Below are 13,079 nucleotides of genomic sequence, written 5' to 3' on the forward strand. Positions count from 1 at the left end.
ATCGCGTGCGCGAGCTGGTCGGCGCCGACGCCGAGGCGATGGTGATGGTCGAGCCGCTGCTTTCGATCCTCGGCTCCATAGAGAACTCTCGCTGATACCATTGCTCGCTTGGCTGCTCGGCGAAAGCAAAGCGACGGCGTCGCGGTAGGTCACTACGGAGGCGATCCCTTTTGCGAACTTCGAACGTTCGGGTCAAATCCCGGACGGCTACGGGCCTGGATATACCACCCCAAGGACCTCGCACCGCATGCGCCTCTGGTCGTTCTTCTCCATGGCTGTACGCAGTCGGCTGCATCCTATGACCGCGGCGCCGGCTGGTCGAGGTTGGCAGATCGCAGGGGCTTTGCGGTGCTCTTTCCAGAACAGCAGCGCAGTGACAATGCCAATCTTTGTTTCAACTGGTTCATTCCAGATGACACCCGACGGGGCTCGGGTGAAGCACTTTCGATTCGTCAAATGATAGAGGCAGTGATGGTCGCTCAGGATTCGGACCGCACCAGGATCTTCGTTACCGGACTTTCCGCCGGCGGGGCAATGCCCGCCGCGATGCTGGCCACTTACCCGGAAGTCTTTGCGGGCGGGGCCATCCTAGCTGGTCTACCCTATGGCAGCGCCACTACCCTGCCGCAGGCATTCGACCGTATGCGAGGTCATGGCAGCCCAACGGCGAAGCAATTGGCTTCGGCAGTCAAGCAAGCAACCGGTCACTCCGGACCATTGCCGAAGCTCTTTGTCTGTCATGGAAGCGCCGACACGACGGTCAGCCCCGTCAATTCCGATCAACTCGTCGGGCAGTGGCTTGCACTTCATGGACAAAGTGAAGCTCAAGCCGACTCCGAGGAGCGCCAGGCCTATCGCCGCGACGTTTGGAAGAATGCTGCGAATGAGGAGTCGTCGAATCCTACCTCATCTCAGGCATGGCGCACGGAACAGCTGTGGACTCGGCAGACGGCTTGAGTGACGGCGGACCTTTTATGATCGACACCGGCATATCGTCCACTTCGCTTATCTCCCGGTTTTGGGGACTAGCCGGCAACAGTCGCCGACCAGATTGGGGCGACATTCGTCTTTGGCGGTCGCGCACCCGTCGTTCGAACTGGCGGGCCGTAGGAAGTCCGGTGGCGAATGGATGGCTTCAGCCTTGTCGAGATCGGCACCGGTTTCGACCTCAATCCTGGGCCGCAACCTCACGCCCAAAAATCGGCCGGCTCTGGTTGGCTCGCTCTCTCCGTGGCTCAGGGGTTCATCTGTATAAGAATGGACGACAATTCCCGCGTCGCTCGAGTTAGGTGAGCGACGATGCAATCTCCCGCGCAATGTCATGGACCCCGCACTAATTGCTCGGCCGCATGCGCTTGGCTGCACCTCCGATCGCGTTGCGGAAGGCAGCATCGAAATTTACGCCGGCAACCTCCCACCTGGTGTCTTCTGTACTAAGCGGCATGCGCCAAACCGCATGCCAGCCCGGCTCGTTGGTTTCCCAATCGAGGTGCCCGACCAAGATCGCGTCAGCGCCCAATCTGGATTTCAGTCTGGCCAGGCTCTCATGAGACATAGCATCAACCTGTTCCTGCGCGATCGCCGACAGATCGGCCTCTTTCGCGAATATGATCGGTATCGCAAAGCGCGCCGAAGCATCTTCAAAGCTTGCGCGCAGCTCCGATCCGTGGGCGCCGTCGGCGGCCAGCACATAGCTGCGCGCCATGTCGGTCACTTCGACGACGAGCGCCAGCTTTGGGCGCGCGCCCAGCCACGGCCTCTCTCCCAACACCCCCATTGCATGGTCCATCCGCTTCCGGTCAAACTGGAACGTGAGATCGAAAGGACGATCACGTGTGCCCTGCTCATCGTGAATTGGAGTGCCGAACATACGGTCATGGTAGGTGTAGGACCAAACCATGCCAGGTGCCCCGGTCGCCAGTGAAGAGAAGGCAGGATTTTGCCCGATGTCGGGATTTCCGGTCAGCTTTTGCGCTGCCAGTTCGAAACCCTGCGGGATGGCGGGGACGCGCGTTTCCTCGCGATCTCCGGTGACAATCACCTTTGAGCGATAAAGTACATCGTCGTCTGCATGCGCCGCGACCGCAAACGCAAACCAGGACAGGAACGTCAACAGTGCCTTCTTCATTGACCCGCCCTGCCCTCTTGAGTAACTGTTTATGAGGTTACATACTGGTGGTGATGGAATCAACCGAATCTGTCCGGACCTACCTCTCCCCGCATGGACACATGCGCATGCTGGGTGGCGCGCCCGCACTTGACATTGCCAACACATTGCACTGGCGAGATGGGGCCGAGATCGATTTCATTCCAACCTACCAAGACCTGCTGGACTTTTGCATTCCGGCCCTGTTGCTGTCGGAAAATGAAGGGCGGGTCCTCAAGCGTCTCTCCCTAAATCACCAAGGCGTCGCCCGCGATGTGCATCTCGAGGTGCTAAAGTTACGCGCAGCACTCAAATCGTGGCTCGATGCGACGGTGCAAAACCTTGACGGTGGTCTCGTCTCGAAACGCACCGCCTTGCGCGGCATTCATAAAGCGATAGCGCAAGCGGGCGGATCGGCAGGCCTTGGCGAAATCCTGAACCTCACATCCGCGTCGACACACCAAGCGATTTACCTGCCCCTGCGCCGGTCGGCCGCAGCCGCCGTCATGCTAGTCCTGTTCCCGTCAGGAAACGATATCCGGCAATGTGAGGCTGACAAATGCGGCGGCTTCTTCGTCAACGATAGCCGCTCAAAACCGAGACGCTGGTGCTCGATGAACAGTTGCGGCAACCGCGCCAAGGCGGCGCGCTATCGCCAGGCACATCGGAAAATGTTCCGGACCCGAATGGGTGACAAAGGAGTGTAAGCGCGGCAGGCCCCAAGCACAGTGCTGCCGTCGCCAGCCTCCTTCTCCGCCGATTTAAAAGCTGACTAGACCTGCGACCGACGGCGCTTGTCGCCCAGCCGACCTCTGGGCCTCGCTGATAGCTTGCGCCTCGCCTTCCTCGGCCACCGCCTCCCAACTCTGACATTGAGCTGACGCGCCGCTATATGGGCTTGTCCAGTCATGCGCGTTTCACATACCTAAGGTTTGATTGGGTTCCAGATGAAGGAAAGCTGCGAGTGGCAGACCAGCAGCGTTGTAAGCCGGCTGGTGGGGGGCCTGGGCGAATTCCGCCAATGCGTGCTCGACACCACCTGACCGCAGCTCTTGTAAGGTCCATCTGCTGCAGAACCTGGTGGGTAAGCATTGCAAGCCTGGCGTCGCGGTATAACGCGCTGTGCTTCACAGTTCCGGTATAAGTCTCCGATCAGTGGCCCCTCCCGGGTCGTAGTTTCTCTGCGCCAATCTCCGGAGGCACGGTTAGTTCCGGCGGCCCAGACGACACGCGTGACGTAGATTGTTGGCCGGTTGAAAGACCGGACTTCATCTGAAGCTCGACCGACCTGGTGTTGTCTACCTGCTGATAGCAAGCGCGCCTCCCCTGTGGACATATAGCTAACCCTCCGACGGGAGGAACATTGGCCCGTACATGAAGTTCGGGAGCCGATTGGGATCCGATGTTTGATTGGATCCCGGAAGGAAATCCAATGACCGAAGATCTCTCACGCAGGCAGGAACGGCGTGGTACAGCTCGGATCTCCAGTTGGGCGGTGGCTCTGGCCGCCCTCATTTTTCTGGGCCTGCTCGCCTTTTTTATGTTCGCGCCGTTGTCAAACTCTTCGCGGCAAGCAACGCCGCTTAAGGTTGCCCCCGAGCAGAACCAAGGGGCCAACGCACGCGCGAACACTTCGCCTCCCCCAGACTGAAGCACCAGGCAGGGACGCGCCGTATCGACCCGAGTCCGAAGTTCGGGAGCCTCCCTGGCAAACGTCTTTCCCTTCTTGTGAGCTGCCCGCTGGCTCCATCCGGCAGGCGCTTGGTGAAACTGTTGAGGGAGTGCAAACTCAGAGGAGCCGCTGTCGATCCCCCGTCGAGGCGCCGGTTCGGGTTGCGAACAGCTTTCGCTTTCATGTCGAGCCCGCCGCCGTTCGCTGTCCGACGAACCGGAGGACGGCCAGCCAGCCACCCTCGATCGTGGTCGTGACCATCAAGATGCTTCCACATTGCTTCATCGGGCGGCGGCCGAATGCCTGTCGATCATTGCCTGGCAAACACGCCCTGGTAGCTCTGGCCCGCGAGAGTGTAAGTTGCTGCCAAGGTCCCATCGGGCAGCATCAGGAAGCTGACGTCCGAGCCGTTCGGAAGGCGCCCGAGCTTCAACGTGGTCCCGAGGATTTTTCCCGTGCCCGCGGCCTCTCCCGGATTGTTGTCGCCCAGAATTCCCCATGCGTAGTTGACCGTGACCTTCCCGTTGGCCGAAACGGATTGAACATCGAGCCTGCCTTCGGATGTTCCCTGCAATTGCCCAATCCAAGTGCCCGTAAATGCAGCGTACCTTGGAGGGACGTCCTTCCCAGGAGGGACTATCGTGAGCGACTGATCCCCTGCTGCCGAGCCGGCTGGCACCGCGGCAGCACTCAAGGCGGGTTGGGGAGCAATGAAGGCGGGCGCGGCATGCCCCGCAGCGGCGGGTTGGTGCACTTCTTGGGCGGATTGGCATGCAACCAGGGCAAATGCTGCCAAAGCTGGCGTAAGGTTCCGCATCAAATCGTCCACTTCTCTATGGAATGCCCAACAACGAACTTCCTCCACACGTTCGCGCCTCGAAGCGCCCTTCCCGGCGGATCAGCCTAAGCTTACCTCAGCAACAGCCCATCGAGGCATTATCAATTCGCAATTAACTATGACAACCCCAGAACAAGCAGCGATGCTTCGCGTTGCTAGCGGGCGGCAGGCATTGTCAATGCCGGAACTGCGGAGTGGGCGGGACGTTGACCTGCGTCTGGCGCGCCCACTGGGTCGGCAATTTCAGAACCCGGACTTTCCGCGGCTATTCGAACGCTACGCTCACGACTGCGCAACCCGCTTTCCGTGGATCCAGCTCTATGCGCCGGTCAATGAGATGTTCATCTGCGCCACCTTTTCCGCCCGCTGGGGATGGTGGAACGAGCAACTGAGCACCGACACTGCCTTCGTCACCGCCCTCAAGCACATCGTGAAGGCCAATGTGGTGGCTATGCGAGCGATCCTGCAGGCGCGGCCGGACGCGATCTTTATTCAGAGCGAATCCTCGGAGTACTTCCACGCCGACTCTCCCGAGGCGATCGGCAAGGCGGACCGATTGAACAGCCAGCGTCTCCTATCGCTTGACCTCAACTGCGGACATTGGCGTCGATGCGCGCACTTATTGCTACCTGCTCTTTTGCATGTGGACCGGATGGGGCGGCTCTAGACCAAGGCAATGGCACTAGTCTAGCTCAGGTTCTGTTCGCGCCAATGCCGCTCTATGCGCGCCGGTGCCTGGGCCTCCGGTGCGCACCAAGCCGATGGTCAATGTCGGCAGGTCCTCTATTGTCGCGATCTCGCCAGGACACGCGGCTTGACGGCAGCTTTAAGATGGCCGTCAGCGACCGGGCCGGACGTGGGCGCCTTCCCTCCACGATCCCGCCGCGCGTTCCAATCGCCCGTCCGGCGATCTAGGGTTAGCGGATGTCCGGCCAGACGCCTTAAACATGGCATGTCCCTGTCCGGTTTCAGAGATGCAATCGAAAAAGGTTCCAGCTCGGCAAATCTGGATTCCGGCCTTCGGGCGGCATCCGTCGCAAGCCGATAGTCTCTGGCAAGCAGTTCCCGCGACGCTACAGACTACGGCGTGTGTCTCCTCGTCCCGAGCACACGAGCGCGTGGCGGATGCTCCCGTGCGGACAGAGCCGACTATAAGTCGATGAGGTGCCCTACGAGCAGGGCTGCAAGCTGCGCGATCTAGCCGGGTCGTATGCTGCCATGGTTAACAACCATCGGCCCTTAGCGATCTTACCATGCGAATGACAATCGGATCGTAGGGGATTTTTTCGTCGCGGCTATAACTGACCGTAAACAATGCAGCGCGGTCGCCGCAGACTTTGCAACCCGGTGAAAGTTATGGCAAATATGGCGCGGTACGGTGTGACCCGCAATTCTGGATCCAAAACGGGCTATGCTCGGTCTGGGCCGCTGCGGCTGATACCCCCAGGGATCGAGCGGCTCGATCTCCGGGAACGCGAACCTGAGAAACCAGCTCGCGTCAGGAACCGGCGGATACCGGGGCACCTGCCCCTGACCTGGTCCCGCCGGAAACACATTATACGGCCCCGGAATATTATTCGACGGGTCCGTCTGCCAATCATAATCCTGCCCCTCCGGCAAGCCGTAGCCACCCCTAGAACTATCGGGCAGGAAACCATACGCAGGCTGCATGTCGTGGGAGCGGCTCCAGGAGTGCTGGCCTCGCCTGTTACGCTTGGTTCGAAGACGCTGAGACCTCTGCGTCGGAAGTATTAGGGGTCTATTGAGGGGGGAATTGGTCCCCCCTTTTTGGCGCGAACATACAGGATCTGGCCGTCTTTCAGTCCTGAATAGCTGGCCCACTGCGGCGTCACTCGCTTATAAGTCAACTTCCAGCCGTCCTTCTCATTCACTGCCATGCGATGTTCAATCTCGGTGCGAAAACTTGGATTGCCGAGTTGCGCTCCCCAGACGGCAAGAAACGCCTTGTTTTTGCCCTCGAAGGCCGCCCCTTGATCGGAATGCTGAGTCAGCACAAACCCAGGTGGAACATCGAACACAAAGCCGAAGTGCCTGATTCCGAAGGCTTGCCATCCCTGAGCACCGAGCGGTGATGTGGGCATAATCCCGACAACCAAACTCAGCACAATATGGGGAACATGCCTCATGAGTTGGTCCTATCGCGCCGGCACCCCGCGCCAGGTCTGTGGCACCACGTCGAGCAGCATCGGCTCGACCGAGACGTTGGTTTGGTGATCAGTTGGCAGGTTGCCGTTTGGGGTCTTCCGGTCAATGGCATCCGGCAGATCCCTGGTGATCCTTGCAATTAGCTCCTCGCGCGAAAGGCCGGTCTGCCTGGAAAGCGCTTCCAGGATCTGCGCGTCTATAGCCGTTTCCACCTCGTGTGGCTTGATCGGCTCGTTCGGCCCAGCGCCAACCCAAGAGTCCGCCTTCGAGCCTGCACCTGCATTTCTGAAGCGGTCGAGAATATCGCCGAGCGCGGTGGCGGAAACGCCCCTTGGTGACCTGGTCCAGAATCCCACCGTGGGGATTGTTTGAATCGCGCTCTCCCGCTCCACGGATCATCTCTGCGATGCCGCGGTTTTGATAGGCTAGGACCCCCAGCATAGCGATCGCAAGTCTTCCAAAATTGGCCACTCGTTCCTCCTCTGGTGTCGACTATGGAGAAGGTCGCGGCCTGCCAAAAGTTCCGCAATTGGCGAAGCAAATATTAGGCTGGCTTGGAAACTGACGACCCGTGGGTCATGACCATCACCTCATTGAACACCGGGAAGCCGGGCTGCGCGAGACCGCCAATCAGCGGGTGACGTTGGTGAGGACGTCAGCGGCGTCGCGGCGTATCGCCGAGACCGAACCCGACGCAATGCTGGAAAGAGCCACAATCGGCCAGGACCGATCTAAAAATGGCTAGGAGACGCGCTGCGACTCGCTGTTGGACACGAGCCCTGGCGCGCAGGCGGCTGCTTCAAGGCGTCGACGTGAGCTTGCCTTTTCATGCGGTTTCGCTCGGCGCTTAGCAGCTCTTCCTCGCCCGTAAGGCCGTTCAAGAAAAGCTTGAGGACATGGGAAGCGAGTGTCTGTGCCTGGCGGCTGTTAAGCGGAACAGCCTCCTCTTTGCAGGCGGTCCGGCACACGCGGGCGAGCATCTCCAGTTCGTCGGGCATGACCACTTGACCAGGAAACAACATGGCTTCCTTTTCCTTCAGATGTGTATTTGATTGCAGAGCATGACTCCGCCGGCATATTGAGTCATTAAGAAATGACAGAGCAGCCGACTTAGTCCGAAATGGTACGGATTCTTGGCGGACGTTCGTGGGCTCGTGGACATTCGAAAGGCGAAACGACCAGTGGCGACCGAGCCCGCGCTGTGGCGACAAAGCGACTTGCCTTCACGAGCCTTGGCATCTCCGCCTTGTCAGCGCGACCGGACAGCGATTGCAGCAATGTTCCAATCGGTCAATCCAGTTTGAAAGGGCCTCGGAAGCTGAGCGGCAATGTCGCTGACCCGTGCGCCAATCGTTCGCCTGGCGCCGCTAAGCGCGTGGCGGCAATTTTTCTGATTTGATCAATCGCGTGGCTGGCTTGGGCCGGCTACGCGCTGCTGCCGACCCGAATTCGGTTCCAGGCTTAAGCCTGCGATTGCCGTGCGCCTAACGCATCAATCCCGCAGCCCGGAGGGCGTCCTCGATGATCGTCATCACCCCCGGTGCAGCCGGCCTCGTATGACGCGGGAACTGCTTGACGGCATTTGGGTCCGGAGACTGCTCCATATCTGGCAACGGTGTACGGGTTAGCAGCCTCTCACCGTCGACCACTTTCTGCCGCGATCTCGTGGACACGCTCTTTTCCGTTGCCACGATCCCCCAGAACCGAGCGGTCTCCCGTGTGGAAGAGATGCCGCTATCGAGCATGAATGGCCCTGGCGCGCTGAAACCGTCATTGGCCAGCGGGGTTCCGTGGCCCATGCCGGCAATACTATTTATCTCAAGGGCCACTTCTCCTGCGGGGTCGAGCCAAAGACGCCTTGCATGCCGCCCTGACACCTCTGATCTTGTAGGTGTCTTTTCGAGGCCATGAACGCCTTGCCACTGCGCCGCGACTGCTTCCGCGTTGGAATGCGCAACCGTGCGGTCGGCGGTCCCGTGCCAGATCGATATCCTTGGCCAAGGTCCTCGATGATCGGATGCGCTGCGGAGAGCGCCTTGCAGATCCTTATCCGACCGGCCGCCATGGCCGCGCATGCGATCGAACGCCTCCGGAATGGTCGTCGCGCTGCCGTAGGGAAGCCCCGCAATGATCGCGCCGCCGGCGAACACGTCCGGATAGGTCGCGAGCATGGCCGCCGCCATTGCCCCTCCGGCCGAGAGACCCGTGATGAAGATGCGTTTTCGGTCGAGACCTTGGATGACCACCATCGTCTCGATCATCTGGCGGATCGAAAGCACCTCGCCCGAACCGCGCCTGACATCGGCAGGGAGAAACCAGTTGAAACAAAGGTTAGGATTGTTGGCGCGTTGCTGCTCGGGAAAGAGCAGCGCGAAGCCGGCTTCGTCGGCGAGGCGGGACCAGCCGGAATGGTGGTCGTAGGCAGCCGCGTTCTGGGTGCAGCCGTGCAGCACGACGACGAGCGGCGCACCTTTTGGCAGACCCTTTGGAAGGTAGATCCTGGCGTTCAACGCGCCCGGGTTGGACCCGAAACCGGTGAGGTTCAAGAGGCGGTCGGAACGGAAATCCGGGAGAGGAGAAGGTTGCCGGGCGCGAATCGCCGCGAGGCGCGCAATCGTATCTGACACTTTCCGCATGAGGCCGTCCCTTGTTTTTGACGTCCGGGTTTAGACGGCACAGCGTGTAACGTCTTTGCAGCGATATCGTTGCTGTGATAACGCAAAAGCGAAGAGACGCTTGGCTGGTCACCGCCGCCGTGGCTGATGGACAGGTCTTGAGCACCCTTCTGCGACAGTCAGAGGCCTGATGGACAGGTAAAGATCGCCCGCGTCATGGCAATATGGTGGAGATCACTCGGTCGGAGTGGCCGAGAGGGCCCTCTTCCGACGAGGCGGAGGGCGACGGCGTTTTGCCGTTGATTTGAGCCCGACTGGCGCGGATTTGGAAAGCGCACCAAGCACAGCACTGATCATGCCATCCGCAACGAAATCGGCGTTGATGCCAGTGGCAAGCTTCTCGCATGCGTCGTTGTCGTCATTGCCTGGCCCGGACCACAACACCACGCCTACCCGTAGCGCCGCCTTTGCGCGCTTCAGGCGACGAACAAGGAAGCGAGCGTGTTTGACCGAATCCTGGTTGAGGAAATTGACGACAACGGTGTCGAAGCTGCCAAGTTCGAGGCGGCGAAGAGCGTTTGGCTCCAAATCGGCAAAGCTGGCCATTGATGCTTCCGCACCCTGGACTTCCAGCACCTGCATCAGCATGGCGGCCGCAGCGTCATCGAGTTCGCCACGCCCACCTGCACACAGCACGGTGATATCGGTCCCATCAGGCAGTTCGATCTCATCCTCGCCGCCCTTGGTGTCGCTCGGTTCGGCGTCGTCGGCCAAGGCCGGTTCCTCTTCCTCGCTGGCCTCCTGCTGCGCGCTATCCACCAAGTTTGCCACCAGAGTCTGGGCGCTTGCCGCCACCTGACGTCTTTGCGGTTCGCCCATTACGCCGCGAACACGATCCTGCTCGCCTAGCAGCAAGGCTGGAATGGCCACTTTGTCGTAGAACTCGACCAGATAGCCCTCTTCAAGAAACTCCTCAGCATGGTCTGTGGCCTCTTCTGGGTCGCCGGCGAGCAGACGCTGATAGAGCCGCGCGTGGGGTTCAAGCATCGGCTCGTTGCCGAACAGCACGTCGAGGAACTCAAACTGCGGAACGTGCCGACCGAGCACGACTAGACAGACAGTTAGGGGCGTTGACAGGACCAGACCGAGTGGCCCCCATAACCAGGTCCAGAAGATTGCAGCGACTATGATCGCCAGCGGCGACAAGCCTGTGCGCGACCCGTAAAGCCAAGGCTCTATGACATTGCCGGTGATCAGCTCCATCACGACGAACAGCGCCGCTGTCCACAACAGGAGCGACCATCCGGGAGCCACGGCGAGCGCTAGGAATAAAGGTAGGGAAGCACCGATGATCGGGCCGATATAGGGCACGAAGCGAAGTGCAAGTGCTAGCAAGCCCCAGAGCAAGGCGTTAGGGATGCCGAGTATCCAGAGCCCAATTGCAATTGGCACTGCATAGGCGACGTTGACCACCATCTGCATCAGCAGATAGCGACCGACTCGCCTTCCGGCATCCTGCAGCGCCTGAGTCGTTCGATGAAGGTCGCCGTAGCCCACGAGCCGGATGAAACGATCCCGTAGATCTTCCCGTTCTAAGAGCATGAAGACGACAACGACTATGATCAGACCGGCAGATGCCAGGGGACTGATCAAAGGGCCGACGATGCTCTGGAGCACCTCGAGCGGCCTTTCGCGCGCGACGATTTCGACTGGCACCGGTTCGCGCTTTGGCGTGTCTGCCGCTGAGGGCAGCGCAGGTTCCTGTCTATCAATCTCCTGGCCGACACGCTCGACCACATCGCTCAACCTGGCAATGATCCCTCCCCCCACGCCTCTTTCCTTCAGCAAGCGAACCTTGGTTAGAATGTTTGCCTGATAAAGCGATACATTGTGCGCCAATTCGTTGACCTGCGAGGCGACAATGAAGCTGAACAGAGCCAGCGCTGCGAAGGCGCCAAGGACGCTCAATACGACAGCCGCGACCCTGGGCACGCCGGCCCGTTTTAGCGCGGAAACCATCGGGGCGAGTGCGAAGGTCAACAGCAGGGCAATCGCTATCGGCAGGAAAACCTCGCGCCCGAAATACAGAGCGGCCACGGTGACTACGACCGTCGCGACGGTCGGCAACGCGGTGCGCCGATGTGCTACCGAAAGGGTACTTTGCAGTCCGGAGAAGGGATATCTGCCGTTACGATCAATCCCCACAATAACCCCTCCACCTTGCCCTTCAGTGATAGGGGCGCCTGGTCAGTTGGCCTGCAACGTTAGCAGAGACTAATGGTTGCAGTGGGTTTTTGCGAATGATGCAATCAGGACATCTTCTGCATCCGGTGGCCGGCAATGCAATGCCAGAATCAAGCTGAACTATCTTCGCGATGGCCTGCATTTCACCATGGCGCTGCCGTTGCGCGAGACCAGGCTGGTACCGGCCTACTCCTGATGCCGCTGAAAGTGCCGCTTTGGCGATAGCTCGCGCATCGCTTCACTGATATTGGTGCAGTCTAGAAAACTCTGGACGCAGCAGATGACATCGGATTCAGATATGGCGGAAACGGTCGGGCAGCTGCTGGAAACGCCGGACCTTGCCAGCGCGCTGGAAAGTGAACAGTTCAAGAAGTTTCTCGACCAAGTGCCGATTGCAATCGCCGTTTCGGATCTCGGTGGGCTGGAACGTGTAGTCTATGCCAATCCGGAGTTCGAGAAGCTCTCCGGCCTGAAGGCGGCCGCGCTCGCCCAGAAGCATTGGGCGGCACTTTCCGGTATTGGCCTCCACCAGCAGAAGGACCGCGCGCTGTCCGGTGCGGTGGTCGAAGAGACCGATTTCGTCGGTACGTTCCGGCTTGAGCGGGCCGAGGACAACCCTGCAATCGTCGACGTCTATTCCAACGTAATTGAGGATGACGGCGGCAAAGCCTGCTTCCGGCTGGTCGCACTGGTCGACGTCTCGGTCCATGGCGAGGCCGAAAGTGCGCGGACGATCGAAGAGCGCGTCCGCGAGAAGGACACGCTACTGCGGGAATTGCAGCACCGGGTGAAGAACAATCTGCAGATGATTACCGCCCTGATACGCCTCGAAACGCGCAATGCGACCGAGCCGGACCGCGAGCGCTTCGAAAGACTGGCCGGCCGCGTCGACGCCCTGGCTATTCTTTATAAGACGCTGTCGGGCGAGGAGCACAAGGAGGAAGTCGATCTCGGCGTCTATCTGAGCCAGATCGCGTCCGCCGTAATGGCGTCGCATGCTGTCGAGGGCATTCGCCTCGACATGAAGGTTGATACCTACCCGGTTTCGGTCAACGTTGCCATGCCTGCTGGCCTGGTGGTCAACGAACTGCTGACCAACGCGCTCAAACATGCATTTCGCGGGCGTGACAGCGGCACGATCACCCTGCACAGCGTCGTTAACGACGATGGCTGCCGTGTCGTCGTCGCCGATGACGGCATCGGGTTGCCGGAAGGCGAGAGCTGGCCCAAGCAGGGCAAGCTCGGCGCGCTCATCGCCCAATCGCTGACAGAGAACGCCAAGGCTGAGTTCGACGTGACTTCCAGCGCTGACGCGGGCACCCGAGTCACCATTGTGTTCAAGCGCTCTGCCGCGGCAGCATAGATTGCAACCCAAATGGTTCGTCAGCTCCCACGTGG

At 60.0% G+C, this 13,079-nt stretch carries 11 protein-coding genes; 5 read left to right on the forward strand and 6 right to left on the reverse strand.

Features of this window, described 5'->3' with window-relative positions:
- Window positions 1-108: 108 nt before the first annotated feature.
- Window positions 109-957, forward strand: coding sequence for a PHB depolymerase family esterase (locus LB536_RS28290; RefSeq protein ID WP_224598350.1), 849 nt, complete (start codon window positions 109-111; stop codon window positions 955-957).
- A 376-nt stretch (window positions 958-1,333) separates the two neighbouring features.
- Here LB536_RS28290 and LB536_RS28295 read toward each other — a convergent pair whose 3' ends face one another.
- Entirely contained in the window at window positions 1,334-2,128 is a 795-nt protein-coding gene (locus LB536_RS28295; RefSeq protein ID WP_224598352.1) for a DUF2066 domain-containing protein, read from the reverse strand.
- A 107-nt stretch (window positions 2,129-2,235) separates the two neighbouring features.
- Between LB536_RS28295 and LB536_RS28300 the strand changes: the two genes are divergently transcribed.
- Both LB536_RS28300 and LB536_RS28305 read left to right on the forward strand, forming a co-directional pair.
- A complete protein-coding gene (locus tag LB536_RS28300; protein ID WP_210241199.1) occupies window positions 2,236-2,853 on the forward strand; it encodes a CGNR zinc finger domain-containing protein in 618 nt (205 codons plus the stop codon).
- Between the two features lie 725 nt (window positions 2,854-3,578).
- Complete coding sequence (locus LB536_RS28305) at window positions 3,579-3,797, forward strand: hypothetical protein (RefSeq protein ID WP_140762605.1); 219 nt, start codon at window positions 3,579-3,581, stop codon at window positions 3,795-3,797.
- A 331-nt stretch (window positions 3,798-4,128) separates the two neighbouring features.
- On the opposite strand, the gene LB536_RS28310 is transcribed toward LB536_RS28305, so the two are convergent.
- Window positions 4,129-4,392: a hypothetical protein gene (locus LB536_RS28310; protein ID WP_181178743.1), complete on the reverse strand. Its 264-nt coding sequence runs from the start codon at window positions 4,390-4,392 to the stop codon at window positions 4,129-4,131.
- Between the two features lie 442 nt (window positions 4,393-4,834).
- Between LB536_RS28310 and LB536_RS28315 the strand changes: the two genes are divergently transcribed.
- Window positions 4,835-5,323: a hypothetical protein gene (locus LB536_RS28315; RefSeq protein WP_318013513.1), complete on the forward strand. Its 489-nt coding sequence runs from the start codon at window positions 4,835-4,837 to the stop codon at window positions 5,321-5,323.
- A 1,084-nt stretch (window positions 5,324-6,407) separates the two neighbouring features.
- Here LB536_RS28315 and LB536_RS28320 read toward each other — a convergent pair.
- From LB536_RS28320 to LB536_RS28335, 4 genes are all read right to left on the reverse strand, one after another.
- The gene (locus LB536_RS28320; RefSeq protein ID WP_224598354.1) at window positions 6,408-6,803 is read right to left on the reverse strand and encodes a hypothetical protein; all 396 of its coding nucleotides are present in this window, start codon (window positions 6,801-6,803) and stop codon (window positions 6,408-6,410) included.
- Window positions 6,804-6,812: 9 nt separating this feature from the next.
- A complete protein-coding gene (locus LB536_RS28325) occupies window positions 6,813-7,214 on the reverse strand; it encodes a YidB family protein (protein ID WP_224598356.1) in 402 nt (133 codons plus the stop codon).
- Window positions 7,215-8,306: 1,092 nt separating this feature from the next.
- Entirely contained in the window at window positions 8,307-9,458 is a 1,152-nt protein-coding gene (locus LB536_RS28330; RefSeq protein ID WP_140762596.1) for an alpha/beta hydrolase family esterase, read from the reverse strand.
- 213 nt (window positions 9,459-9,671) lie between these two features.
- Window positions 9,672-11,603, reverse strand: a complete 1,932-nt coding sequence (locus tag LB536_RS28335) for an AI-2E family transporter (protein WP_411908798.1) — start codon at window positions 11,601-11,603, stop codon at window positions 9,672-9,674.
- 358 nt (window positions 11,604-11,961) lie between these two features.
- On the opposite strand from LB536_RS28335, the gene LB536_RS28340 reads away from it, so the two are divergent.
- Complete coding sequence (locus LB536_RS28340; protein ID WP_140762590.1) at window positions 11,962-13,044, forward strand: sensor histidine kinase; 1,083 nt, start codon at window positions 11,962-11,964, stop codon at window positions 13,042-13,044.
- Window positions 13,045-13,079 lie beyond the last annotated feature (35 nt).

This window comes from Mesorhizobium sp. ES1-3 (genome assembly GCF_020164795.1).
GTDB lineage: Bacteria > Pseudomonadota > Alphaproteobacteria > Rhizobiales > Rhizobiaceae > Mesorhizobium.

Coding starts and splice junctions, on each gene's coding strand:
- LB536_RS28300 (WP_210241199.1), top strand. CDS start 2,236: ATGCTGGGTGGCGCGCCCGCACTTGACATTGCCAACACATTGCACTGG.
- LB536_RS28315 (WP_318013513.1), top strand. CDS start 4,835: ATGCCGGAACTGCGGAGTGGGCGGGACGTTGACCTGCGTCTGGCGCGC.
- LB536_RS28340 (WP_140762590.1), top strand. CDS start 11,962: ATGACATCGGATTCAGATATGGCGGAAACGGTCGGGCAGCTGCTGGAA.
- LB536_RS28320 (WP_224598354.1), bottom strand. CDS start 6,803: ATGAGGCATGTTCCCCATATTGTGCTGAGTTTGGTTGTCGGGATTATG.
- LB536_RS28305 (WP_140762605.1), top strand. CDS start 3,579: ATGACCGAAGATCTCTCACGCAGGCAGGAACGGCGTGGTACAGCTCGG.
- LB536_RS28295 (WP_224598352.1), bottom strand. CDS start 2,128: ATGAAGAAGGCACTGTTGACGTTCCTGTCCTGGTTTGCGTTTGCGGTC.
- LB536_RS28330 (WP_140762596.1), bottom strand. CDS start 9,458: ATGCGGAAAGTGTCAGATACGATTGCGCGCCTCGCGGCGATTCGCGCC.